The following is a 23,545-nucleotide window of genomic DNA, read 5'->3' on the forward strand; positions in this document are numbered from 1 at the left end:
GCGTGGTCAGCCTGCTCAGTACCCGACAGTTTCCAAAGTTCCATCCAGGACAGCACTTTCAAGCTTTCGCTCAGCGTGCGTCGCCTGATGATCAGGATCAGAACCCCCGTCTTGTGCAGCCAGGCGTGAGTACAACAGTCATGACAGGCCAGCAGCACGCAGGTCTGCGGCAGTCCTGTGATGTGTCACTCGTTTGGACATGGACAGAAATCTCGTCCTGGACAGCCTCCAGAGAAAGTGTCGGGTACTGAGGTCAGCCTGGATACGGCGCGGCCAAGTCGCCCATCAGAGGCGATCTTACACAGAGTTTCCGAGCGGTCCAGCCATCGTCACGGACTCCCCGGCCCAGATCGTGAAGTGCAGGACTCAGCAGATGCGCCCACCACAGCGGTGTCAGGAGCGCGAAGTCTTCATCGGTCAATGGAGTGTGTTCGGCATAGCCATGCACGACGTCGTCGTGGAGGCCGCGCCACGCGAGGGCAAATTCCTCAATGGGATCGGCGGGCCGGGCAAACTCGAAGTCCAACAGGCCCGTCCAGACGCCGCTTTGCACACGCAGATTCCACGGCGTGAAGTCACCGTGGATCAAGGTCTGGGGGCGGGCCGAAAAGTGAAGGCCTGTAAGTGCGGCGCGGGCGCGGTGCAGGTGCCAGCGGTACAGGCGCACGTCCGCCGGGTTGGTGGCTTCATGGGCATTCAGCAGGGCATCGGTGGCAGGCTCATTCAGAACGGCTTGCAGATCGCTCCAGCCGGGGCGGGGATGAGGCAAAGGAAGGTCACGCCAGCGGGCATGCAGTTCCGCCAGCCAGCGCCCCCGCGTGCGTGCCTCCTCGCGCGGGGCAGGATCGCCAGAAACGAAGCCGTGAAGGGACCACCACACGCCGTCCATAGACCAGGGGCCACGCCTGAGGGTGGGCAAATCCAGTCCTGTACCGTCTATCAAACTCAGGATGCCCAACTCATACTGCACCTCTGCTTCGGGACCGTGCCAGCGGCGCAAAGTGGCCCTTTCTGTCCCGTCCCGGACCTGCCAGTGCTGATTCAGGCGGCCTCCCAGGTCTCCAGTCACCCGCAGATCCCAGGCGTCAAGCAGTGCCGGGGGCGGAGTCATGCCCGCACAAATAAAGCCGCCCCATCCTCCCGCCGAGTCGCCTGCAACTCCCCGCGCGCCGCCAGATATTCCGCCAGCGCCGCCGTCTGGTCCAGCAGCAGGATGGCCTGAATGGGCCGCAGTCGGGGGTGCAGCGCGTGGGTCAGATCGTGAATGGTGGTTGGCCCGGCGGCAGCGTCCAGCACGGCGCGCAGTTTGTCGTCGTAGCGGTCCCGGAGCTGCTGGATGCGCCCGCGCCAGTCGGGCATGGGGCCGTCGTGTCCGCCCAGCGCCACGCTCACGCCCTCCAGTTGCTCAATGTGGTCCAGCGACGCGAGGTAAGACCGCAGCCCCGCGCCCCGCTGAAAACGCTGGGGCATCAGCGGCGGCGAGTTGCGCGGCAGCAGGTGATCGGCACTGAGCAGCAGATCGTCCACGCGCAGGCAAATCTGCGAACCCTCGTGGCCGGGGGTATGGATCACGGTAAAGATGTCGTCCAGCACGTTGCCCTCACGCAGGGGCGTCCGAACTTCCACTGTTTCCGGGAGCATGGTGTTGCGGGCGCGGCGGCGCAGGCGTTCGGCGTATTCGGCCCCCGTACCATTCTCAAGGCTGCCGCCGCCTGTCAGTCCCAGCCAGCGGATGTGGTCTTCCATCTCGGCCTGCCGCGCTGCCGGATCGCCATGTGGGTTTTCAATGGTCTGAGCGGCCCACTCGTGCGCGGCGACGGGCGCGGCGGTTTTGCCCCGCACGAAGGGCAGCCCCGCCACATGGTCCGGGTGCGGGTGCGTGACCACCACGCGGCTCAGGGTTTCCCAGGACCACGCCTCGCCGTATTCGCTGCGAATGGCGTCCAGACCAGCTTCCAGCGCGGCGGTGCTGGCCTCGTGGCTGCCGCCAGTGTCCACCAGTGCGGTGTAGGTGGGCGCACTGGACTGGCCCCGCACTACCAGAAACACGTTGGCGGCAAAATGCGGAAAGGCGGGAACGCTCAGCGTGTAGACCCGCGTGCCGCCGGACGTGACGTGGCGTGCGGCTATCGCCGGGGGAGAGACTTGGCTGGAGGCAGGCGCGCTCATGGCCGCACCCTAGAGCAGCGGACCCGCAAAGAGTGTCACGCTGCCCGGCCCCTTTACTTGCAGCGGATGTCCTGACCGAACCATTTGTCCGAGAGTTTGACGTAGGTGCCGTCTTTCATCAGCCCCGCGAGTGCGCCGCTCAGGGCGTCGTGCAGGGCGGTGTTGCCTCTGGCGACGGCCCCGGCGTTGCGCTCGTTGCTGATGGCCTCGCCGATCAGGATCTTGCCTGCCTACCCGGCGGTCTTGAGCATGTAGGCGACCACGGGGCCGTTGCTGGACCACGCGTCTACCCGGCCCGCCAGCAAGGCCGACAGGATGGTCTGGTCATTGGGATAGGTGGGGACCTCCTTGATGCCGGGAATGGCGCTCAGCACCGGAATCTGCGCGGTCCCCACCTGCGTGTCCACCGTCTTGCCTGCCAGCGCCTGCCGGGTCAGCGGGCCGCCCGATCTCGCCACGATGTTCACGGTGGAGCAGTAATGCGGCGGCAGAAAATCCACTGCTTTCTGCCGGGTGGGTGTAATGGCGTGCGAGGCCATCACCGCGTCAAAGCGCCCCTGGTTCAACGAGATCAGCAGGTTGTCGAAGGGCTGCGCCACCCACTCCACCTTCAGGCCCAGCGCCTTGCCCAGCGCGTCTCCCAGGTCCACCTCAAAGCCCATCAGGGCCTTGCCCTCGTAAAAGTTGAAGGGAGGATAAGGCGGCCTCTGTTCCCAGTTTCAGCGTTCCTGCCGCCTTGATCTGGTTCAGGGTACGGGGAGCGGCCTGCGCGGTGACGGACAGCAGCAGGGCGGCACTGACCAGGGCAACGGGCAGGGCAGTGGGCAGGATGAAGGCTCGGTTCATGGTGAAACCTCCGGGCGGTGCAGCAGAGTTCTTACGGGGCGGCGGCGGGGCCAGAGGAAGGTGGGATGGTTGTTCCAGCATAGGCTCAACAACAGCCCCTCTGCCTGAACCCAGTTGGCACTCTTCTGCCACATTCGGCAATAGAGATTCATATTACACTTTCGGCATGACCCATATGCAGCTTGTGCAGGAGCAAAAAGGCGACGGCCTGACCTTCCGCATCCACGCGCTGACCCAGGTGATCCGCTACTCGGCGTCTACCGACGGCGAGCTGGCCGAGACGCGCCAGACGGACGGGCGCTTTACCGTGGAGGCGCAGCTTCACGGCTCCGGCGTGCTGATCGAGCCGGGGGCGTTTCAATACAGCCACGGCAATATTCAGGCCAAGGTGGAACAGCAGGCCAAAGGGGGTTTTCTGAGCCGGGCCATCGCCACCGCAGGCACCGGCGAGAGTGCCTTTGCCACCCGTTTCACCGGCCAGGGCAAGGTCTGGACCGAGCCGACGCGTAAGCACTTCATCATCGCGGAGTCCAGCGGCGCGAAGGGCGACGACATGATTCTGGACGACAAGGCGTTCTACATGGCCCAGGACACCATGCAACTGGGCACGCACACGCACAACTCGGTTGCCGGGGCGCTGTCGGGCAACGGGCTGCGCCAGCCCAAGCTGTCGGGCAGGGGCATCTTCGTGGTGGAATCCCCGGTGCCGGTCTCGGAGGTGGAAGTGATCGAACTGGGCGGCAGCGACAGCCTGATCGTCGACGGCGACCTGATGCTGATGTACAGCGCCTCGCTGAACGTGGAGCTGCGCCCGCTGGTACGTGGGTTGCGCAATGCCCTGCGGAGCGGTGAGGGCCTGGTGTTCATGATCAGCGGCCAGGGAACCGTGTTCCTGACGCCCACGCACCGCAACCTCTCGGCGGCGACGCTGTAGCGCTCAGGTGGAAAGCTGTAGCACTCAGGCAGAAAGACAGGAAAGGGTGAAGACGGACGCGCAGATAGGCCGCCTTCCCATGCTTTAGCCTGCCCTCCATGTTGACCTTCGAGGAAGCCGCGCGGCGCGGAGAGGCAAAGGTGGGCGCGGAAGTGGTCCGGCTGGCGGCGCGGGGCGTGTGCGGCATGGTGGTGCCGCCGGAATTTGAGGAGGCCTTTTACCACAGCGTCAATCTGCCCGAGCAACTGGGCCGTCTGTTTACCCCGATTAACCCCACGCGTATCGACGAGGACGCCCTGGAAGACCTGACTGCACGGGCCGAGGCATTGATCCGCACCAGTTTTCTGATGGACGACGCAATCCAGGTGTTTTACCGCGCGCTGGGTAACGCGGGCCTGGACAGCGGCGCGGTGCATGTGCGCCGCCCCGGTCACCTGGCCAGCGAGGAAGCGCAGGCCATGCCCCCCAGCACGGCAGCGTTGCAGGCGCTCAAGCGGCTATGGGCCAGCGACTGGGCTTTTGGCGCGGTGCTGGTGCGGCTGGACGAGACCGGGGGTGTGGGCCTGGACGCCCGTCCCACCCTGATTCTGCCGGGGTTGACCGGCACGCCGGACCCGGTGCTGGCCGAGGCGCTGGGCGTGCAGACCGCCTGGGTCAACGAAACAGGGTTAGTTGGCCTGCCTTGAGCGCCCGCCGGGAGGCCCCACCCCCGCTGCTGTTCGCGGCGCTGGGCACGCTGGTCTTCCTGAACGTCTACGCGCCCCAGAGCCTGCTGCCGGTGCTGGCGCAGGAGTTCGGCGCGGGCGCGGCGCAGATCGGTTTTGTGGTGGGCGCGACGACCCTGGCGATGGCGCTGGCCTCGCCGCTGGTGGGCGTGCTGGCCGACGCGCTGGGCCGCCGGGGGGTGGTGGTCTGGGCCTTCGCGTTGCTGACCGCTCCTGCCGTGTTGGCCGTCTTCGCGCCCACGCTGGCCGCCCTGAACGCTGCCCGCTTTGCCCAGGGGCTGCTGATTCCCGGCGTGATGGTGGCCCTGAACGCCTATGTGGCCGAGGAAGTGCCGCCCGCCGGACGCGCCCGCGCGCTGACGCTGTACGTGACCGGTACGGTGCTGGGCGGTTTCCTGGGTCGCTTTCTGGCCGGATTGGTGGCCGTGCGCTGGGGCTGGCACGCGGCGTTCTGGCTGCTGGCCGTGGCCTCGCTGATCGGGTGTGGGCTGGCCCGCGCCGGGTTGCCCGCCGAACGGAACTTTAGCCCCCAGACAAACGGGCGCGCGGTGCTGGAAGGCCTGAACGCACATCTGCGAAATCCAGCGCTGCTGGCGACGTGTGCGGTGGGCTTTCTGATCCTGTTCACCCTGGTGGGCCTGTTCAATACGCTGACATTGCGGCTGGCGGCAGTCCCCTACCTTCTGAACACCGCCCAGACCGGACTGATCTTTGCCGTTTACCTCCTGGGCGTGGTTATTACGCCAGTGGCCGGACCGCTGCTGGCCCTGCGTGGTCCCCGTATCGCGCTGCTGACTGCGGTGGGGGCCAGCCTTGCGGGGCTGCTGCTGACGCTGGCCGCGCCGCTGCCCCTGATCGTTGTGGGCGTGGCGGCGGGGGCCTGCGGCGTGTTCCTGGCCCAGTCTGCCGCGCTGGCCGCCGTGCAGCGCGAGGTTACGCGGGCGCGCAGCCTGGCGTCGGGGCTGTACCACGCGGCCTATTACGGTGGGGCCGCCGCCGCCAGCATCCTGGCGGGATACGCCTACGAGGGTGGGGGCTGGCTGTCAGTCGTCCTGCTGGTCACGGGCAGTATGGCGCTGGCGGGCGTCGTCGGACTGCTGGGCTGGCGCAAAACTGAGGCGGCCTGAGCTAGCCTCACGCCATGAACATCGAACAACTGTGTGCGTCCGGCGCGTATCCCGGCTTGCACCTCGAAGCCCATGACCTGACCGAGAGCGGCAGCGGCATTCTGGAAATCGTCATCCGCAGCGAGAAGACCCTGAACAGCGTCGACGCCGAGGCCCACCGCGCCCTGACCCAGGTCTGGCGCGACATCGATGCCGCGACGGGCGTGCGCTGCGTGCTGATCCGGGGCGAGGGGCGCGGCTTCTCGGCGGGCGGCGATTTCACGCTGATTGAGGAAATGAGCCGCGATTTCACCGCCCTGGCCCACGTGTGGCGCGAGGCGCGTGATCTGGTGTACAACGTCGTCAACTGCGGCAAACCCATCGTCAGCGCCATTCACGGCCCCTGCGTCGGCGCTGGCCTGGCGGTGGCGCTGCTGGCGGACGTGAGCGTGGCCGCCAGCACGGCCCGCCTTCTGGACGGGCATGTGCGCCTGGGGGTGGCTGCCGGGGACCACGCCGCGATCATCTGGCCGCTGCTGTGCGGGCTGAACAAGGCGAAATACTATCTGCTGACCGGCGAGAGCGTGTCCGGCGAGGAGGCCGAGCGCATCGGCCTGGTCAGCCTGTGCGTGCCGGACGGGGAACTCCTGGACCGCGCCTGGAAGGTGGCGCGCACCCTGGCGGCGGGCAGCCCCACGGCGATCCGCTGGACCAAGTACGCCCTGAACAACTGGCTGCGGCAGGCGGGACCCACCTTCGACGCCAGCCTCGCGCTGGAATTTTTAGGCTTCACGGGTCCTGACGTGAAGGAGGGCCTGAGCAGCCTGCGCGAGAAGCGCGAGCCGAGGTTTGAGGAGGACGCGCCGATTTGAGGGCGGTCCAACCGTCCAAAAGGCGAGAAGTCTGATGGCCAGAGAAAAAAGCGTCCAGACGTTCAGACCTCTAGATGTTCTGGACTACGGACTGTTCCCCCCAGAGGAACGCCCCCTGCCCACCCCCGCCCGCGCCGCGTTATGGTGGGCTGAACACAATCACCCCAGGAGGAACTCTTATGGCGAACAAAGAACCCATCCGTGTGGCCGTCACCGGCGCAGCGGGCCAGATCGGCTATAGCCTGCTGTTCCGCATCGCGTCCGGCGACATGCTGGGCAAGGACCAGCCCGTGATCCTGCAACTGCTGGAAGTGACTCCGGCCCTCAAGGCGCTGCAAGGCGTGGTCATGGAGCTGCGTGACTGCGCCTTTCCGCTGCTCTCGGATATCGTGACCAGCGATGATCCCAACGTGGCCTTTAAGGACGCCGATTACGCCCTATTGGTGGGCGCGATGCCGCGCAAGGCGGGCATGGAGCGCGGCGATCTGCTGTCGGCCAACGGCGGCATCTTCAAACCCCAGGGTGAGGCGCTGAACAAGGTGGCCAGCCGGAGTGTGAAGGTCTTGGTGGTGGGCAACCCTGCCAATACCAACGCGCTGATTGCCCAGCAGAACGCCCCCGATCTGGACCCCGGACAGTTCACGGCGATGGTGCGTCTGGACCACAACCGCGCCGTGTCACAACTGGCCGAGAAGACCGGCCAGCCCGTGACCGCCATCCAGAACCTGACCATCTGGGGCAACCACTCCAGCACCCAGTACCCGGACCTGAGCGCGGCCACTGTGGACGGCAAGCCCGCCCTGGAGCTGGTGGACCGCGAGTGGTACGAAAAGGAGTACATCCCCACCGTCGCCAAGCGCGGTGCGGCGATTATCGAGGCGCGCGGGGCCAGCAGCGCAGCCAGCGCGGCAAGTGCGGCGATTGACCACATGCACGACTGGGCGCTGGGCACCCCGGACGGCCAGTGGGTCAGCATGGGTATTCCGTCGGACGGCAGCTACGGCGTCCCCGAGGGGCTGATCTACGGTTTCCCGGTCAAGTGCGCGGGTGGCAAATACGAGATCGTGCAGGGCCTGGACGTGCCGGACTTCAGCCGGGGCAAGATGGACGCCACGGCGCAGGAGCTGACCGAAGAGCGCGATGAGGTTCGCAAGCTCGGCCTGGTCAAGTAATCGGGAGATAGTAAGGAGAGGGCCGGGCTGGCGTGCCTGACCCCCTCTTTCTACGTCGCCCTGTACGGCGGCACCACTACGCCAGCGCCACTACGCCCGTGCCGTATCCGTCCCGTTTCCTGCCAGGGCCAGCGCCTCGCCGCGCACCTGACCCCGGTGGGCCAGATACCACTCCACGGTGCTGCGCAGACCCTCTTCCAGCGAGATGCGGTGGTGCCAGCCCAGCGCGTGGATGCGGCTGACATCGGTGACCTTGCGCGGTGTGCCGTCGGGCTTGCTGGCGTCGAAGGCCAGTTCGCCGCCGTAGCCCACCACGCCCCGGATCTGCTCGGCCACCTCGCGGATGCTCAGGTCCTGCCCGGTGCCCACGTTGATCGGTCCTGGCTCGGAAACGTGGCGCATTAAAAACAGGCAGGCGTCGGCCAGATCGTCCACGTGCAGGAACTCACGCAGGGGTGTGCCGCTGCCCCAGACGCTGACCGTGGGCGCGTCCTCCTCGTGGGCGTCCACCATCTTGCGGATCAATGCGGGCAACACGTGGCTGCCCATCAGATTGAAGTTGTCGCCCGGCCCATACAGGTTGGTGGGCATGGCCGAGACGAAGTTGTCGCCGTACTGCGCGCGGTACTGGTCGCACAGTTCGATGGCCGCGATCTTGGCCACCGCATAGGCGCGGTTGGTGTCTTCCAGCGGGCCGGTCAGCAGCGCGTCCTCGCGCAGGGGTTGCGCGGCGTCGCGCGGGTAGATGCAGGTGGACCCCAGGTTCAGCAGTTTGGCCACGCCGGTCTGGTGGGCCGCGTGGATCACGTTGGCCGCGATCATCAGGTTGTCGTACAGGAACTCGGCGGGGCGGGTGCTATTGGCATGGATGCCGCCCACCCTGGCCGCCGCCAAGAACACGTACTGCGGACGCTCCTGCTCAAAAAAGTCCAGTACCGCCGCCTGATCGCGCAGGTCCAGCTCCCGGCTCCCGCGCGTGATGACGCCGGTGTAGCCGTCGGCCTTGAGGGCGCGGAGCAGCGCGCCGCCCACCAGACCGCCGTGCCCGGCGACGTATACGCGGTCGCCCGGACGCATCACAGCGCGCCCATGCCCTTCAGGGCCACGCTGTGCCCGGCCTCGCGCAGGGTGCGCTCCTGGCGGGCCAGTTCCAGGTCGTGTTCCACCATCTCGCGAACCAGTTCTTCGAAGGAGGTCTTGGGCGTCCAGCCCAGCTTCTCGCGGGTCTCGGTGGCGTCGCCCAGCAGGTAATCCACCTCGGCGGGGCGGAAATACCGGGGGTCGATCTCCACGTAGTCCTCGTGGTTCAGCCCGGCCAGCGCAAAGGCGCGCTCGGCAAACTCGCGCACGCTGTAGGCCTCGCCGGTGGCGATGCAGTAGTCGCGCGGGGCGTCCTGTTGCAGCATCATCCACATGGCTTCCACGTAGTCGCGGGCGTGGCCCCAGTCGCGCTTGGCCTCCAGATTGCCCAGGTACAGCTTCTTTTGCAGGCCCATCTTGATCCGGCCCACCGCGCGGGTGATCTTGCGGGTCACGAAGGTCTCGCCGCGCCGGGGGCTTTCGTGGTTGAACAGGATGCCGTTACAGGCGTACAGGTCATAGGCCTCGCGGTGGTTAACGGTCTGCCAGTAGGCGTAGACCTTGGCCACCGCGTAGGGGCTGCGCGGGTGAAAGGGCGTATCCAGCCCTTGCGGAGGCGGGGCCGCGCCGAACATCTCGCTGCTGGACGCTTGATAAAAGCGCATGGGGTTGCCGGTGCGTCCGCCCACGTCGCGGATGGCCTCCAGCAGCCGCAGCGCGCCCAGCCCGGTCACGTCGGCGGTGTACTCGGCCTGGTCGTAGCTGACCTTGACGTGCGACTGCGCGCCCAGGTTGTAGACCTCCTCCGGCTGCACCTTTTCCAGCAGCGCGCGCATGCCCGAGGCGTCAGCCAGATCGCCGTAATGCAGAAACAGGCGCGCGTCCGCGTCATGTGGATCGTGGTACAGGTGATCGATTCGCTCGGTGTTGAAGGTGCTGGCCCGGCGGATCACGCCGTGAACCTCGTAGCCCTTGTCCAGCAGCAGTTCGCTGAGATAACTGCCGTCCTGCCCGGTGATGCCCGTGATCAATGCTTTTTTCATTAAGGTCTTCCTTCGTGTGGCGTCTCGGCCCTGCTGGCCGCTCCGGCCACTCTCGACTCCAGTCACTGTGTACTTCAGCCATGTACTTCAGCCACTCCGTACATCATATCAGTCACTGTCCTCGGGATCAGCTACCGTCTTGGGTGCGTTGGCCCAGTCTGTGCCTCCAGACTGCACGGCGCGGCGTTTCACGACCGTAAACACGCTCTGTAAGTTCTCTGGCAGACCCTCTTCTCTAATCTGATTTTCAGTGTGGGGCCGCATGCTCTCTCCATCATCACGGCTGCCCACCTACACGGTCATCGACTTTGCGGTCAGCACCAGCCAGCGGCGGACCAGAACCTCGGCCTCATCTGGCACAAGCTGATCTCAGGCTGATGGTAAATGAGGAATACTTAACTGGATTAAACCGTGAGCCGGGGTCCGCGCCCGCAAAATGGGTGTCTTGAGAGAACAGATGAGAGCGTCCGCATGTCCTCCACTTTCCTCCACGTCCGCTGCCGCACTTGGCCCACACCGTTCCAGGCAGATGCCCACCCTTCCCCTGTCCGCCCCGCACGGAGTTTAGCTATGCTCACCGTACATTTGCTGGGACACGCGCATGTGACCTACAACAACCGCCCGGTGCCGCTGTCGGCCAAGGCTGTGGCGCTGATCACGTACCTGACCATCGAGAAGCTGCCCCAGCACCGTGAACGTCTGGCCGATCTGCTGTGGAACACCCCCGAGGCCCGCAAGAACCTGCGCGTCGAGCTGGCGCGCATCCGTTCCGCCGGGCTGAATCTGTTTCCGCTGAGCCGCCAGTTGCTGTACCTGGAAAACGTTGAGACGGACCTGAACGGGTGGCTGGCGCAACTGGGCAGCGATATGGACCAGGCAGGACTGGCCCAGTGGCTCTCCACCCTGCGCGGAGTGCCGTTCAGCGGTCTGGAGGACCTGGGCAGCCCGGCCTTTCAGGAGTGGATCGATCACCAGCGCTGGGTGCTGACCGAGCAGACCGAGGAAGTTCTGGCGCGGGCGTACCGGCAGTTCGTGCGCGGCGGCAAGGGCTGGGGCACCCGCGCCATCGCTGCGCGGGCCGAGGCGCTGGGCTTCAGCCACCCCGGCGAATTCCTGATGGACGGCAGCGACGAGGGGCTGGATCTGCCCGAGGCTGCGGTGGGCGGTTCGCCCGCTGGCCCGCCCCCTGCCCCGTTTCCCACAGCGGATCTGCCCCCCGTGGAACAGCCTGATCTGAACTCTTCTGGGGCAGACGGGCCGCTGCATTTCCGTACCCCGGCGCGCGAGGCCGCGCTGCGCGACAGCCTGCAACGCGCCGCGCACGCCCCGCAGGTGCTGGTGCTGCACGGCCCCACCGGCAGCGGCAAGTCCTACGAGGCCGAACGCGCCCTAGCGGGGAGCGGCTGGCTGGCCCTGCGGATCAGCAACAGCCGGGCGGGCCGCCTGATCGTGGCGACGCTGGCGCAGACGCTCCTGGCCCCGCCCTTCTTTGCCCTGTCGTCAGGCGGCGAAGGCGGCGAACATGCCTCTGTCCCCGCCCCCAACGCTGGCCCTGATGCTGGGACCCCTGAGTCGTCCAGCGTCCAGACCTTGCAGGGTGTGCTGCTGCGCCCCGGCAGTCTGGAAGAGGACGTGGTCAAGGTGGCGACCGTGCTGGCCACCGTGCCGCGCCCGCTGGCCATCGTCCTCGATCACGCTCAGAATGGGCCGGTAGAACTGGCCTCGGTTCTGGAATTTTTGCTGAATGTTCCGGCAGCCGCTCCGCGCGCGCTGGTGATGCTCAGCCGCACGCCGCCGTCACAGGCCCCGCTGTGCCGCGCGCTGCTGCGGCGCTTCGGCGCGGCGCAGTCGCCAGTGGCGCAGTCGCTGGTGCTGGAAGTCACGCCGCTGTCGCTGGGCAGCGTGGTGCAGGCGCTGGCCGCACACGCCGCGTTTTCCGGCGACGCGGACCTGCATGCGCGGGCCGCCGTGATGGTGCAGCGCAGCGGGGGCAACGCCCTGCATCTGCTGTCGTTGCTCGAAGAGAGTGAGGTGAAACAGGATGGGCCGCAGGAGAGCGGACTGGAACGCGGCGGCGCAGCGGGTCGTCTGCTGCCCGCTGGCCGACTGCCCAGCGCCATGCGTGACACCTACATGGGTGAGATTGACGGCTGGCCTGCGCCGCTCCGCGAGGCCCTGAGCAGCTTGAGCGTGATCCAGGGTGATTTCAGTTTCGGGCTGGCCGGGTCCTTCCCGGAAGTGGCGCGGCGCGGCCTGACCCCGGCGGATCTGCTGCGCGAGGCCCTGGAGCGCCACGTCCTGGTGGAAGCCGAGCCGCCGGATGCCCTGTCCTGGCCCAGCTTTGCACCGGTAGGGAACGCGGCCCCCGGCGAGCCGTGTTACCGCTTCCGCGCCGAGGGCCTGCGGATCGCGCTGTCCAGCCTGCTGCCCCAGGCCGAGCGGCAGGACCTGCGCCGCCACCTGGCCGCCGAACTGGAAGCCAGCCAGCCGGGCCTGGCCCTGTACTACGCCGAGCGCGCCGGGATCGAGGCAGACGCCGAACGCCTGCGCCCGATCTACCGCGCCCGCCTGCCCGTGGGCAGTCCGCTGTTGCGCGCCCTGTCGCCACAGCGTGCGCCAGCGGCTCAGGGCGGCCTGGTGCAGATGCTCTCGGCTCCGTCACTGACCCTGCCGCCGCCCAGGTCCGCCCCCGAACCCCGGCGGGTGCCCGTCAGCGCCAGTCCCGCCGTGCCGTGGCAGGGCTACCTGCTGTCCTGGGAACAGGGCGGTTGGCTCAGCATCCTGAGTCAGGGCCGTTATGGCCACCCGCACACCCTGCGGGTCCATCTGCCGGTGCCTGTGGGCCTGCGCGACGCCCCGTCTATCACCCTGAGGCTGGTCTGGCGGCTGGATGTGTTTCACGCCGGGCATGAACTGGGGCCGAGTCAGGTGTCCTTTCCGCTGCGCTTTTCCATTCCCGGCGCGGACGGCGCGCAGGTGCTCACTCCTGATGCACCGGGCGACTACACCGAGGAAGGCCAGCGCCAGTATGCCGGCGCGAACGTGACCCTGGGCGGCTGGATGGAGCACGAGCTGCGCTTCAACATGGCCGGTCACGCGGCGGAGCGGTTGGACCTTCAGGTGCGCGCCCTGGATCTGGCCCTGACCATCGGTGAACTCAGCCTGAACGGGCAGCTGATCCTGCCGCTGACCGCCGCGCCCAAACGTCCGGGCGTCGCGGGAAAACAGCAAACGCTTCCTCTGCCCAAGTCCCTGGCCGTTCGGCACTAGACCCATCGGGGGTACATCTGGCCCTGCCTGCCCTTGATCTCAAGGTCAATTGAGATTTGGACATGGGTTTTTCCCTTGCGGGTGATTGCTCCAGCCGCGTGGCATAAGCGAAAGCCGCCATCGCAGGCAATATGGGAATGATCCAATCTGGTGCAGAAGCCAACAGGAGATCGTCTTTTCAACCGGGCGGAGTGGACAGCTTCTGTTAAGCAGGACGGAGAATGGAGCCGCTCGAAGTCTGTTTTCCGGTAACACGTCCAGGGGAACCGCTCTCATCACGCTTTGGGAGTCTGTCTGACGTCCACAAGTTGCCTCAGCCTCGCCCGGGAGAACAGGCCGCTTCATCCCCCTCGCCCAAACGGATGGCTGGGGCGGCCCGGCACCGGGGGACATTCGTCCCGCCTCCTATCGTCCCCGGAGGATTAGCGCCGCAGTAACGCCGCCCGGGCCACACTGCTGTTACCACGGTGGCTCTGTCGCCCCAGACCCGCGTTCAGGGTCTGTTCGGGCAGGGGTCGCCGGGTTCGCCAGGACGGGATCAACCCGCATCTGGCACAACCGTCTCCGGCAGAGTGCCGGGCGCGGCGAGACGCGGGGCGTGGGGTGGGGCCAACGATGAGAATGGGAATGCCAGTGGATGCCAAAATTTACGTGGCGGGACATGACAGCCTGATTGGCGCGGTGGTGTGCCGCAAGCTGGAGGAACTGGGGTACTGGAATATCATCACCCGCGCCGCCGAGGACCTCGACCTGCGTAGCCAGGAGGCCGTCCAGGCGTTTTTCGAGCAGGAACTGCCCGATTACGTGTTTCTGGCCACGCTGGCGGGCGAACACGTGCTCGACGGGCTGCTGCGCCCCGCCGAATCGCTGTACAGCAAGGTCATGATCGCCTCCAACGTGATCCACGCCTCCTACCTGTACGAGGTCCGCAAGCTGCTGAGCATCATCGACTGTCAGTTCAACCTGGAAGCCCTGCGCTACGAGGCGGACGAATTTGCCATCCAGGCCTACCAGCAGGAGGGCCAGGACAGCGATCACCTGATGCGGTCGCTGGTGACTGGCCTGTGTGACCGTTACCGCCGCCAGTACAGTTGCGACTTCATCTCGGTGGTCTTTCATATCGACGCCGCTCCCGGCGAGGGTGGCGCGGCCCCCGCGTCCCTGCCGGGGGGCGCGTCCCTGGGGCAGATGTCGGTGGGCGGCCCACCCGCCTTGCAGGACAGCGCCGCCCTGTGGCAGCGCGATCAGCTCTACGCCGAGGACCCGGCCCACGCCTGCCTCTTCCTGATGGAAAACTTCTCGGCCACCGGGCCGATCACGGTCAGGACCGGAACGCGTGGCGGCAACGTGGCCTGACGCGCTGGTCCGAAGCGGGCTGTCACAACCAGACACCCTGAGCGTGGACGCGAGAGTCCGGTTCAGGGTGATTGACTGCGGGCATGTTCAGCCTACAAATCCGGCTCGTCGGTCAGGTCCGCGTCCACGGCGCTCACGCCGCCCTCGCCCACGCGGCGGCGCTTGCGGAGCATGGCGGGTTCCTGGTCCAGATTGAACACAAAATGGCGCGGGCGGCGTTCGCGCAGCCAGGTTTCCAGCGCCACCAGACGCGGGCGGAAGCGGATGAACTCGCGCAGTTGCCGGATCGGCACGAACCGGGCCTCCTGCACGTCGCGGTCTGGGTCGCGCGGCTCCAGCTTACCGCTGACCTCGCGCCCGGTGTAGAAGAATTGCAGGTGGTGGCCCCAGGTCTGCGCCTTGAACTCCACAATAAAGGCCAGGTCGCGCAGTTCCACCACCAGCCCGGTTTCCTCGAAGGTCTCGCGCCGCGCGCCGTCCTGGATCAGCTCGCCGCCCTCCAGCCCGCCCTTGGGCAGCGACCAGCGCCCCCGCTCACGCACCAGCAAGATCTCATCGCCGCGCAGCACGATGCAGCCCACGGCGATGCGCGGTCCCTCCACCACACGCTTGTGCCCGCGCTTGCTGGGTGCGGCGGGAACTGGCACCGCCACCGTGTTGGTGACCTGCCCCGGTCCCGGCGCGTTGCTGGGCGTGCGCCGCTGCCGCCGCCTGCGCTGGCCGCCCGCCGCCGCGTTCTTGCCTGCGCCGTCGCCGGTCATTACACGCCCTCCGGCGCGAGATCGTTGAAGCGGACGTGCGAGCTGTGGAATTGCAGCTTGACCGTGCCCACCGGGCCGTTGCGCTGCTTACCGATGATGATCTCGGCAATGCCCTGCTGATCGGTTTCCTTGTTGTAGTACTCGTCGCGGTAGATGAACATCACGATATCGGCGTCCTGCTCGATGGCCCCGGAGTTGTGACTGACCAGACCATCGGCCAGCCAGGAGGCGGGGCCGGGAACCGTCAGGTCGTACACGACTTCTTCACCGACCTCCTTAATGCCGAGTACCTCGTCCCAGTACAGATCGCTCTGCGCCCACTCGCGCAGGGTATCGTCGGCCAGATGGTGGGCATAGTCCAGAACTGTTGCGCGGGACGGGGCAAACCTGAAGTGCGAGGTGCCGCCGTAAGACGTTCCGCGCGCCGCTGTCATGGCCCGTTGCGTGACACCCTGGGCTTTCATCTGCCCACGGACATGTTCCCAGACGTCAGTGGGCAATGTATCCACGTTGGTGTTCGCCACGCGGGAGATCAGATGCCGCCTCAGTTGCTCGCCAGCAGCCACGCGCGGCCCAAAAGTACCCACCCGGTCCAGAAAGGCCAGTTGAGCCTCTGACCCGGAAACGTCCACGTTCCAGACGGGCCGCGTCTGCTGAGGAACAGCTTTCAGGCGGGCCACGATACCGAAGCGCAGCAGCAACGCCGCCACATCGCGGGCCAGTGTCTCGCTACAGGTGGCAAAGTAGACCCGGCTGCTGCCGCCAGTTTCGCGGACATGGATGCAGCCGTCGGTGGCCCACAGGTGGCGCAGAAGCGAGGCGATCACCGCATCCGGCTGCGAGAACAGCTCTGCCGGAATCCGCTTGTCGTGCGAACGTTGACCAAAAATGCCCAGATCCTTGAGCCAGCCACCCACGCCCGCCGCGTGCCAGCGGGTGCCGTTGCCGGAAATGACCAGTTGATGCCACTGTCCGCGCCCCACGTGCCGGTTGACCGTGGAGCCAAGCGCCTGTGCCTCACGGGTCACGAAGGCGCTGTTGTCTTCTGAGGCGGTGGTGTAGCGCAGCGGCTGGTCCTTCAAGAAACTGCCGTCCCCGATCAGTTGGCCCAGCAAGCCCGCCCGTTCCTCTGACCAGCCCTGCCCAGGAGCAGTGGGCTGAGGCACCTGGCGGGCCAGGGCCAGCCGGTCCCCCACCCGCAGACTGTCCAGCGTGACCCAGCCGCCCAGGCGGTAGACCCGGTGGCCTCCCGTGGCCCGCAAGCGCCGCCCGGAACGGGTCAGCACGTCCAGCACCGGGCGCGGCCCGACTTCCCAGATCAGTTCGCTGCGGGCAGGCACGACGCGCCCGTCCTCGGCCATCGCCAGCACTTCGGGGGTCTGGCCCACCAGTTCACGGATCGGCAAGCGCTGCCCGTTGGCCAGATTCACCAGCGTCTCGCCCACCACACATTCCCTCAAATCGCTCAGCATTGGTCTGTGATTGGGCCGCTGTTCCACCGCGCGGCTGAGCTGGCTGAGCACCATAATCGGCACTTCCATCTCACGCGCCAGTCCCTTGAGACCACGCGAGATGGTGCTGATTTCCTGCTGGCGGTTATCGGAACCCCCCGTACTCTTGCCCCCCGACATCAGTTGCAGGTAGTCCACCACCACCAGCCCCAGTTGCCCGTGCTGCGCGGCCATGCGCCGCAATTTGGAGCGCAGGCCGTTGAGGGTCAGGTCTGGCTCGTCGTCGATGACCATCGGGGCCTCGGCCAGGCGGCCCGCCGCGTGCGCCAGCCGCTCGAAGTCCCGCTCGTTGAGCTGCCCACTGCGGATGCGGTTCATGTCCACGCGGGCCTCTGAACACAGCATCCGCAGCGCCAGTTGCACGCTGGGCATTTCCAGGCTGAACACCGCCACCGTCTTCTCGCCGCGCAGGGCGACATTCTGGGCGATGGACAGGGCGAAGGCGGTTTTTCCCATCGAAGGCCTGGCCGCCAAAACATTCAAACTTCCCTTCTGCAAGCCCGAGATCTGCTCGTCCAGATCCTTGAAGCCGCTGCTCACGCCGTCGGGAATGCCCTTGTTGGCATGCAGCAGCGTGATGTACTCGAAGGTGTCGTGAACCACTTCGCCCATCGCCTGGTACTGCTCGCCCTTCTTCTTCTGCTCGGCCACCTCGAAGATCATCTTCTCGGCGCGGTCCAGCAGGTCTTCCAGGGGCAATTGCGCGTCGTAGGCCAGTTGCATGGCCTTGCCCGACGCGCTGATCAGTTGGCGCAGCGTATGCTTTTCCTGCACGATACGCGCGTAATGCTCGGCGTAGGCGGCGGTCGGCACCTGGTCCGACAGGCCGATCAAGTAGGTCAGGCCGCCCACCTCGTCCAGGGTGCCCTTGCTGCGCAGGTCCTCGCTGAGGGTCACCAGGTCCACCGGCTCGCCGCGCTCCTGGAGGTCGCGCATGGCGGTAAAGATCTTGCGGTGGCCCTCGCGGTAAAACATCTCCGGGGCCACCGTGTCGCCCAGGCTGCTCATGGTGTCGTTGTCCAGCAGGACGCTGCCCAGCACGCTGATCTCGGCGTCGTTGCTGTGCGGTGGAACGCGCGGCGTGAGTTCCAAAATCGTGTCTCCTTTGCCCGGTCGTGGTGGCCAGCGCAGCCCCATTAACACGGGGGCGCGGCACACGCGGGGTCTCAATTCGCGGTGTAAATCGGGGGTGGGGACGGATGGGCGGTCCCATTCGCCAGACCGTGGCCCGGCTGAACTGGGGAGCAGCATAGCACCCGCGCGCCGCCGGGGGTCTGTCCGCCCGCCCGCCCTGACAAATATCTTTCCGGGCACCACCGGAGCACAAACGCGCGCCCACACGGTCAATATGGCCTGACAGCCGCGTCGTCTGAATGGTTGCTCCGGCTGCATTCGCGTAAGAGTCCTGTTAGGAACCTCTCCCTAATCTGTGGCCACGCAAGGACGGGAGACACCCACACCTGCCGGGCCATAAGTAGGCGGGCCGGACCCATACATACGTCATCCGGCAGACCGAAAGCGCACAAGGAGAACCACCATGAAGAACAAGACCCAAGGCTTCACCCTGATCGAGCTGCTGATCGTCATCGCCATCATCGGGATTCTGGCGGCGGTTTTGATTCCCAACCTGCTGGGCGCACGCGCCAAGGCCAACGACATTGCCGCCGCAAGCGTTGGACGCAATGTGTTGAATGCGATGGCTGCAACTGAAGTGGGTAATACTACTGGCACACTTCCTGCGTGCACATGGGCTGCCGGCATTACTACCGTTACCGCAGGTACCGAATCCGCCAAGGTTAATTCGCCAGCTCCCATCACTAACGTTGTATGCAGCAACGTAAACGCTGCCGGTGCGGCTGCTACTACCGCCGCCACCGCCACAGATTATAAGGTCGTTGTGACCTATAGTGGCGGTAAAGCTGCCAACCAGACTTACACTGCTGCTCGGTAATCTGAAGTCTGATGAGGGGGCCGAAAGGTCCCCTTTTTTTATTGGAGGTTAGAAGATGGGCACAATGCAGACCGCAGGCTTGACCTCGATCGAACTGTGAGTCACCTCAGCGCCTGAGACTTTGAGAACTTGACGTTCCAGCCGCAGCAAACGGCGTATGCAGGAGTCGAAGATAGGCCCAGAACGTATCTGGTTCCCGCCTGAGCCGATAGGTTCTGAGAACGGCTGGGGCAGGCAGATGCGATGCGACGATCACCCTGTCCCTGCTGACCATGTGCATCCACCTGCCCTCCACCCACGTGCGCTCGAACAGCGTCCGCACCACACCCGGTTGCAAAGTCGTGAGGGGATCACGGACGAATTCATCGACGACGCGCGCCCTGGATTTGAGGGTGGCGTCCCGGGGGAAGTGCACCGCGATCTTCCAGTGCAAGGTGGATTCGGCTTGGAGGAATGGGGAAAGGACTTCGGCCAACCACTGAAGTGGGTGTGGGAACTAGGTTTTCAGGTGGGTAGTGAGCATGTCAGCATGGAGCAGGGCGATCTCTCTGTTCGGCACAGACGCTGATCCCGCCCTTTGTGTCGCCAGACCGCGTTGCGCGTTCTCTGATGAAAGCTCTGATGAAAGACGAAGTGCATTCCAGACGCGCTGACCCCAGGAGTGGGTCCCGAACGGCTGTTTTCCGGCGGGCGCATTGACGACGTCAAAAAGGCGGCGGGGAGATTGCCTTCCCGCCGCCGCTCGCTGCCCTGCCTCACGGCTCGAAGGTGTCCTGGAAGGCGTAGCGGTCCCCGCGTACCCAGTAGTTGACATAGCTGGCCCGCTTGGAGCCGCTGTAGGTGGTGCGCCTGAGCAGGAAAGCGGCGGTGCCCAGCGGCACGCGCAGCAGGTCCGCTTCCTCCTGGCGCAGGTTGACGGCCTCCAAGTTCTGCTCGACCCTTGCCATCGGGACGCCCATGCTGACCATCGTTTCGTGGATGCTCTCGGCATTTAGGTTCTGGTCCAGCAGGCCCGGTGCCAGCGCGGCGTTCACGTAGCGTTTCTCGATCACCAGTGCCTCGTCTCCGGCGTTCCGCAGGCGGTGGACGAAAATGACGGGATCGCCCGCCTGGATTTGCAGCACGATGGCGATTTCGGGGGTGGCCTCGATCTGCATGGCGCGCAGGACGGTGGTGCGGTGGTCCGGATGCCGCGCCCATTCCTTGAAGGGCCGCACGCGGAAGGTGCCCTGCCGGAAGCGTTTGCCGGTGGGAAAGGTGCCTGCGCCCTGCACGCGGTACACGTAGCCCTCGCGTTCCAGCTCGTCGATGGCGCGGCGGGCGGTCATGCGCGAGACCTCGAACTCACGGGCCAGTTGCGGCTCGCTGGGGAGGGGCAGCCCCTCGGCGTAATGGCCACCCAACAGCCGTTCTTTCAAGGTGGATTTGATCAGCGGGTACTTCGCCATGCATCCCTCCGGGGCACTCCGCGCGTGCGTTTTTACACACGGGCCAGAGCTTGAGCCTATCTTAAGGTTAGTGTCCGAGGTACACAAGCTTGTCTGGACCGTCGCTCATCTGGAGGCCATATCTGGCAGAGGTGAAGCCCCCTATTTCAAGTGGTCAATCGCTGGAAAGCAGAGTGATGGGAATGGCGGGAACACCTGTCTGGAAGGGGTGAGAGAACCTGCCCCTTTGCCCTGGTGTCCGCTCTGGACCTGGCTGTCTGAGCGTTTCGCAACGGCGCGAGTGACAGCATTCGCGCTCCGGGTGCCTAGCCGCCGATGTGTGACATCTCGATCTTCCGGCTCCGCGTGATTTCGCCGCGCTCCTCGCTGTAGCGGTCCGTCCGGCTGGCCCAGACCGCCGAGACTAGGGCGCGCAGCGCCCCGTCGTCGGCCCCGGCCCGCAGCGGGGCGCGGAGATCGGTGCCGCTTCCGGCGAACAGGCAGGTGTACAGCACGCCCACCGCCGAGATGCGCGCCCGCGAGCAATCGCCGCAGAACGGCGCGCTGACCGAGGAAATCAGCCCCACCTCATGGCCGTCCGCGCCGATGTGACGGGCGGCCACCTCACCGGTGTAATTGGGGTTGAGCGGCTGAAATTCTGCTCCGGTGCCGTCCGCGCTCAGGCGGGCCAGCACTTCACGCGACGGCACCACGCTGTCCAGATTCCAGCCGTTGTGGTTGCCCACGTCCATGAATTCGATAAAGCGCAGCACGGCCTTGCCCCGCAGGGCCAGCCACAGGTTCCGCAGACCGTCCTCGTTGACGCCGCGCTGAACCACCGTGTTGATCTTGACGCTCAGGCCCGCCGTCAGCGCGGCCTCGATGCCGTCCAGCACCTTCTGGGGGTGCGTGCCCAGACCGTTCATCCGCCCAAAGACCTCTGGATCGAGGCTGTCGATGCTGACCGTTACGCGGTCTAGGCCCGCCGCGCGCAGATCCGCCGCCATGCGGGGCAGCAGCAGCCCGTTGGTGGTCAGGGCGATATCCTGCACGCCGTCGATCTGCGCGAGGCGCGAGATCAGTTCGGGCAGATCACGGCGCAGCGTCGGCTCGCCCCCGGTGATTCGCAGCTTCTGCACGCCCAGACCGACAAAGGTGCGGGCCAGCCGCTCGATTTCCTCGAAGCTCAGGAGTTCGGCGCGGGGCAAAAAGGCGTAGTCGGGGCCAAAGATCCCGGCGGGCATGCAGTAGGTGCAGCGCAGGTTGCAGCGGTCCGTCACGCTGATCCGCAGGTCTCGCAGGGGCCGTGCCAACTGATCGAGCAACATTGCCTCCCAAGATACGCCGCGCGGACGACGGCAAAGGCGGATCAAGGCCCAAACCCTGGCCGGACCACGCCACCTTCCCCGCTGCCCGCCCCAGCTAGAATGCAGCCACCATGGACATGAAGAAAATGATGAAGCAGATCCAGCAGGCCCAGACTGCCGCCGCCAAGATTCAGGAAGACCTGGCCGCCAAATCGGTGGAAGGTTCGGCCAGCGGCCTGGTGACGGTCACGATGAACGGCCACGGCAAGGTCACGGCCCTCAAGATCAAGCCTGAGGCGGTGGACCCGGACGATGTGGAAGCGCTGGAAGACCTGATTCTGGTGGCCATTCAGGATGCCAGCGCCCAGGCCGACGCCCTGCAACAGGACGCCACGCGCGGGCTGGGGCTTTCCGGATTTTGAGGACGTGGAACGTGGCTGGGCAGTCTGTGAACGCGGGCACTAACGGTTCCAGCCCATGAAGTATCCGCCCTCACTGGTCTCCCTGATCCGCGAGCTGTCGCGGCTGCCGGGCATTGGTCCCAAGAGCGCGCAGCGGCTGGCCTTTTACCTGTTCGAGCAGCCGCGTGAGGACATCGAGCGGCTGGCGGGTTCGCTGCTGTCCGCCAAGCGTGACCTGCACAGTTGCCCGATCTGTTTCAACATCACCGACGCCGAGCGCTGCGACGTGTGCAGCGATCCGGCGCGCGATCAGGCCATCATCTGCGTGGTGGAGGAACCCGGCGACGTGATCGCCATCGAGCGCAGCGGCGAGTACCGGGGGCTGTATCACGTCCTGCACGGCGTCCTGAGTCCCATGAACGGTGTCGGCCCCGAACAGCTTCATATCAAGCCGCTGCTGCCGCGCGTTACCGACGGGCAGGAAGTGATCCTGGCGACCGGGACCACCGTGGAGGGCGACGCCACCGCACTGTACTTGCAGCGCCTGCTGGAGCCGCTGGGCGCGCTGGTCAGCCGCATCGCCTACGGGCTGCCGGTGGGCGGCGCGCTGGAATACGCCGACGAGGTGACCCTGGGCCGCGCCATGACCGGACGCCAGCAGGTCAGCAAGCCCCGGCCCCCCAAAGTCAAGAACGACGGCGAGGATGCAGAGGGGGCGGTGGGCGTTCCAGCGCGGTAATACCCCCCCCCATCTGCCTCGCCATCAGCTCCCCTCAAAGGGAACAAAGAAGGACGAAAGCCCGTGGAGCGCGGAAATATCGTGGACTTCCTTTTAAGGGAGGTGCCCCGGCGGGGCCGACCCGCAAAGCTGCGAAGTGGAGGGGTCAAACCGTGGCAGCCGCCCATAAGCTGCCAGTCTCCCACTCACCACCCAGACTGCACACCACTCCTGACTCCCGCTTTCTTTCGGATGACCCGTCGCTCACCCGGATCGCGTAGGCTGTCGCCTTAGATGTCCTCCCTGATTGACGCAATCCTCTCCGCCTCTTACCTGGGGATATTCCTGATCGTCTTCGCGGAAACCGGGCTGCTGGTGGGCTTTTTCTTGCCCGGAGACAGCCTGCTGATCGCGGCGGGCCTGCTGGCGGCGGGCGGCAAGCTGAATCTGGGGGGCGTGATGGCGGCGGTGGTGGCGGGCGGCATCATCGGCTGCTCTGCCGGGTACTGGATCGGACATCGCTTCGGCCCCGCTGTGTTCAGCAACCAGAACTCACGCTTCTTCAAGCCCGAATACGTGGCGCAGGCCGAGAAGTTCTTCGTCCGCTACGGGGCGCTGGCCGTGATCCTGGCCCGCTTCGTGCCCATCGTGCGGACGCTGGTGCCAACGCTGGCGGGCGTGAGCCGCATGCCCTTTGCGCTGTTCACGCTCTATAACATCATCGGCGCAGTGTTGTGGGGTGTGGGCCTGACCGCTCTGGCCTACTACCTGGGGCAGTTGATCCCCGATCTGGACAAGTACATCCTGTTGATCGTGGCCGTGGTGCTGGTGGTCAGCGTGATCCCAATTGTGCTGAAGTTCATGCAGGCGCGGCGGGGCGCGGCCAAAGAATAAGC

Annotated in this window: 22 protein-coding genes; 11 read left to right on the forward strand and 11 right to left on the reverse strand. The window is 66.0% G+C overall.

Going from position 1 to position 23,545, the window contains the following annotated elements; all coding sequences use genetic code 11:
• Positions 1-253 precede the first annotated feature (253 nt).
• The 5 genes from Q322_RS21520 to Q322_RS24380 are packed head-to-tail and all read right to left on the reverse strand — an operon-like array spanning position 254 to position 3,015.
• Positions 254-1,111 (reverse strand): phosphotransferase enzyme family protein, encoded by an 858-nt coding sequence (locus tag Q322_RS21520; protein ID WP_051668091.1) that lies wholly within the window; start codon positions 1,109-1,111, stop codon positions 254-256.
• Positions 1,108-2,169, reverse strand: a complete 1,062-nt coding sequence (locus Q322_RS0103485) for an MBL fold metallo-hydrolase (RefSeq protein ID WP_029475980.1) — start codon at positions 2,167-2,169, stop codon at positions 1,108-1,110. Before Q322_RS0103485 ends, Q322_RS21520 begins: the two co-directional genes overlap by 4 nt.
• Before the next feature lie 53 nt (positions 2,170-2,222).
• On the reverse strand, positions 2,223-2,390 hold the full coding sequence (locus Q322_RS24930) for a transporter substrate-binding domain-containing protein (RefSeq protein WP_425388208.1): 168 nt from the start codon (positions 2,388-2,390) through the stop codon (positions 2,223-2,225).
• Between the two features lie 9 nt (positions 2,391-2,399).
• Entirely contained in the window at positions 2,400-2,819 is a 420-nt protein-coding gene (locus Q322_RS20565; RefSeq protein ID WP_415831088.1) for an ABC transporter substrate-binding protein, read from the reverse strand.
• Between the two features lies 1 nt (position 2,820).
• Positions 2,821-3,015, reverse strand: a complete 195-nt coding sequence (locus Q322_RS24380; protein WP_245593122.1) for a hypothetical protein — start codon at positions 3,013-3,015, stop codon at positions 2,821-2,823.
• A 166-nt stretch (positions 3,016-3,181) separates the two neighbouring features.
• Between Q322_RS24380 and Q322_RS0103495 the strand changes: the two genes are divergently transcribed.
• The 5 genes from Q322_RS0103495 (at position 3,182) to Q322_RS0103515 (ending at position 7,824) form a co-directional block, all read left to right on the forward strand.
• A complete protein-coding gene (locus Q322_RS0103495; RefSeq protein WP_029475982.1) occupies positions 3,182-3,949 on the forward strand; it encodes an AIM24 family protein in 768 nt (255 codons plus the stop codon).
• A 98-nt stretch (positions 3,950-4,047) separates the two neighbouring features.
• Complete coding sequence (locus Q322_RS0103500; protein ID WP_029475984.1) at positions 4,048-4,635, forward strand: hypothetical protein; 588 nt, start codon at positions 4,048-4,050, stop codon at positions 4,633-4,635.
• Positions 4,632-5,801, forward strand: coding sequence for an MFS transporter (locus tag Q322_RS0103505; protein ID WP_029475986.1), 1,170 nt, complete (start codon positions 4,632-4,634; stop codon positions 5,799-5,801). The genes Q322_RS0103500 and Q322_RS0103505 overlap by 4 nt, the downstream gene beginning before the upstream one ends.
• Positions 5,802-5,815: 14 nt before the next feature.
• Entirely contained in the window at positions 5,816-6,652 is an 837-nt protein-coding gene (locus Q322_RS0103510) for an enoyl-CoA hydratase/isomerase family protein (protein ID WP_029475988.1), read from the forward strand.
• A gap of 179 nt (positions 6,653-6,831) precedes the next feature.
• A complete protein-coding gene (locus tag Q322_RS0103515; RefSeq protein WP_029475990.1) occupies positions 6,832-7,824 on the forward strand; it encodes a malate dehydrogenase in 993 nt (330 codons plus the stop codon).
• Between the two features lie 90 nt (positions 7,825-7,914).
• Here the strand turns inward: Q322_RS0103515 and Q322_RS0103520 are convergent, their stop codons facing one another.
• Together Q322_RS0103520 and gmd are read right to left on the reverse strand one after the other, a co-directional pair.
• Positions 7,915-8,901 carry a GDP-L-fucose synthase family protein gene (locus tag Q322_RS0103520; protein ID WP_051668095.1) on the reverse strand — a complete coding sequence of 329 codons (987 nt, stop codon included), beginning with the start codon at positions 8,899-8,901 and terminating at the stop codon, positions 7,915-7,917.
• A complete protein-coding gene (gene gmd / locus Q322_RS0103525; RefSeq protein WP_029475993.1) occupies positions 8,901-9,947 on the reverse strand; it encodes a GDP-mannose 4,6-dehydratase in 1,047 nt (348 codons plus the stop codon). The genes Q322_RS0103520 and gmd overlap by 1 nt, the downstream gene beginning before the upstream one ends.
• 570 nt (positions 9,948-10,517) lie before the next feature.
• Between gmd and Q322_RS0103535 the strand changes: the two genes are divergently transcribed.
• Together Q322_RS0103535 and Q322_RS0103540 are read left to right on the forward strand one after the other, a co-directional pair.
• Positions 10,518-13,217 (forward strand): AAA family ATPase, encoded by a 2,700-nt coding sequence (locus tag Q322_RS0103535; RefSeq protein WP_051668097.1) that lies wholly within the window; start codon positions 10,518-10,520, stop codon positions 13,215-13,217.
• A 627-nt stretch (positions 13,218-13,844) separates the two neighbouring features.
• Positions 13,845-14,573 carry an NAD-dependent epimerase/dehydratase family protein gene (locus Q322_RS0103540; protein ID WP_051668100.1) on the forward strand — a complete coding sequence of 243 codons (729 nt, stop codon included), beginning with the start codon at positions 13,845-13,847 and terminating at the stop codon, positions 14,571-14,573.
• Positions 14,574-14,665: 92 nt separating this feature from the next.
• On the opposite strand, the gene Q322_RS0103545 is transcribed toward Q322_RS0103540, so the two are convergent.
• Both Q322_RS0103545 and Q322_RS0103550 read right to left on the reverse strand, forming a co-directional pair.
• A complete protein-coding gene (locus tag Q322_RS0103545; protein ID WP_029475998.1) occupies positions 14,666-15,334 on the reverse strand; it encodes an NUDIX domain-containing protein in 669 nt (222 codons plus the stop codon).
• Positions 15,334-17,937, reverse strand: a complete 2,604-nt coding sequence (locus Q322_RS0103550) for a replicative DNA helicase (protein ID WP_029476000.1) — start codon at positions 17,935-17,937, stop codon at positions 15,334-15,336. Before Q322_RS0103550 ends, Q322_RS0103545 begins: the two co-directional genes overlap by 1 nt.
• A 445-nt stretch (positions 17,938-18,382) precedes the next feature.
• Between Q322_RS0103550 and Q322_RS22170 the strand changes: the two genes are divergently transcribed.
• Positions 18,383-18,796 (forward strand): type II secretion system protein, encoded by a 414-nt coding sequence (locus Q322_RS22170; RefSeq protein WP_029476002.1) that lies wholly within the window; start codon positions 18,383-18,385, stop codon positions 18,794-18,796.
• Between the two features lie 755 nt (positions 18,797-19,551).
• On the opposite strand, the gene Q322_RS0103565 is transcribed toward Q322_RS22170, so the two are convergent.
• Both Q322_RS0103565 and moaA read right to left on the reverse strand, forming a co-directional pair.
• A complete protein-coding gene (locus tag Q322_RS0103565) occupies positions 19,552-20,244 on the reverse strand; it encodes a GntR family transcriptional regulator (protein ID WP_029476006.1) in 693 nt (230 codons plus the stop codon).
• Positions 20,245-20,549: 305 nt separating this feature from the next.
• Positions 20,550-21,551: a GTP 3',8-cyclase MoaA gene (gene moaA, locus Q322_RS0103570; protein ID WP_029476008.1), complete on the reverse strand. Its 1,002-nt coding sequence runs from the start codon at positions 21,549-21,551 to the stop codon at positions 20,550-20,552.
• A gap of 110 nt (positions 21,552-21,661) precedes the next feature.
• Here moaA and Q322_RS0103575 point away from each other — a divergent pair, with 110 nt between their 5' ends.
• The 3 genes from Q322_RS0103575 (at position 21,662) to Q322_RS0103585 (ending at position 23,543) form a co-directional block, all read left to right on the forward strand.
• Entirely contained in the window at positions 21,662-21,952 is a 291-nt protein-coding gene (locus tag Q322_RS0103575) for a YbaB/EbfC family nucleoid-associated protein (protein ID WP_029476010.1), read from the forward strand.
• Between the two features lie 55 nt (positions 21,953-22,007).
• The gene (recR, locus tag Q322_RS0103580) at positions 22,008-22,670 is read left to right on the forward strand and encodes a recombination mediator RecR (protein WP_029476012.1); all 663 of its coding nucleotides are present in this window, start codon (positions 22,008-22,010) and stop codon (positions 22,668-22,670) included.
• A 273-nt stretch (positions 22,671-22,943) separates the two neighbouring features.
• A complete protein-coding gene (locus Q322_RS0103585) occupies positions 22,944-23,543 on the forward strand; it encodes a DedA family protein (protein ID WP_029476014.1) in 600 nt (199 codons plus the stop codon).
• Positions 23,544-23,545: the final 2 nt, after the last annotated feature.

It is taken from the genome of Deinococcus frigens DSM 12807 (genome assembly GCF_000701425.1).
GTDB lineage: Bacteria > Deinococcota > Deinococci > Deinococcales > Deinococcaceae > Deinococcus > Deinococcus frigens.

Coding starts and splice junctions, on each gene's coding strand:
- Q322_RS0103585 (WP_029476014.1), top strand. CDS start 22,944: ATGTCCTCCCTGATTGACGCAATCCTCTCCGCCTCTTACCTGGGGATA.
- Q322_RS0103545 (WP_029475998.1), bottom strand. CDS start 15,334: ATGACCGGCGACGGCGCAGGCAAGAACGCGGCGGCGGGCGGCCAGCGC.
- gmd (WP_029475993.1), bottom strand. CDS start 9,947: ATGAAAAAAGCATTGATCACGGGCATCACCGGGCAGGACGGCAGTTAT.
- Q322_RS21520 (WP_051668091.1), bottom strand. CDS start 1,111: ATGACTCCGCCCCCGGCACTGCTTGACGCCTGGGATCTGCGGGTGACT.
- Q322_RS0103495 (WP_029475982.1), top strand. CDS start 3,182: ATGACCCATATGCAGCTTGTGCAGGAGCAAAAAGGCGACGGCCTGACC.
- Q322_RS0103535 (WP_051668097.1), top strand. CDS start 10,518: ATGCTCACCGTACATTTGCTGGGACACGCGCATGTGACCTACAACAAC.
- Q322_RS0103520 (WP_051668095.1), bottom strand. CDS start 8,901: ATGCGTCCGGGCGACCGCGTATACGTCGCCGGGCACGGCGGTCTGGTG.
- Q322_RS24380 (WP_245593122.1), bottom strand. CDS start 3,015: ATGAACCGAGCCTTCATCCTGCCCACTGCCCTGCCCGTTGCCCTGGTC.
- Q322_RS0103515 (WP_029475990.1), top strand. CDS start 6,832: ATGGCGAACAAAGAACCCATCCGTGTGGCCGTCACCGGCGCAGCGGGC.
- Q322_RS0103540 (WP_051668100.1), top strand. CDS start 13,845: ATGCCAGTGGATGCCAAAATTTACGTGGCGGGACATGACAGCCTGATT.
- moaA (WP_029476008.1), bottom strand. CDS start 21,551: ATGTTGCTCGATCAGTTGGCACGGCCCCTGCGAGACCTGCGGATCAGC.
- Q322_RS0103485 (WP_029475980.1), bottom strand. CDS start 2,169: ATGAGCGCGCCTGCCTCCAGCCAAGTCTCTCCCCCGGCGATAGCCGCA.
- Q322_RS22170 (WP_029476002.1), top strand. CDS start 18,383: ATGAAGAACAAGACCCAAGGCTTCACCCTGATCGAGCTGCTGATCGTC.
- Q322_RS0103500 (WP_029475984.1), top strand. CDS start 4,048: ATGTTGACCTTCGAGGAAGCCGCGCGGCGCGGAGAGGCAAAGGTGGGC.
- Q322_RS0103565 (WP_029476006.1), bottom strand. CDS start 20,244: ATGGCGAAGTACCCGCTGATCAAATCCACCTTGAAAGAACGGCTGTTG.
- recR (WP_029476012.1), top strand. CDS start 22,008: ATGAAGTATCCGCCCTCACTGGTCTCCCTGATCCGCGAGCTGTCGCGG.
- Q322_RS0103510 (WP_029475988.1), top strand. CDS start 5,816: ATGAACATCGAACAACTGTGTGCGTCCGGCGCGTATCCCGGCTTGCAC.
- Q322_RS0103575 (WP_029476010.1), top strand. CDS start 21,662: ATGGACATGAAGAAAATGATGAAGCAGATCCAGCAGGCCCAGACTGCC.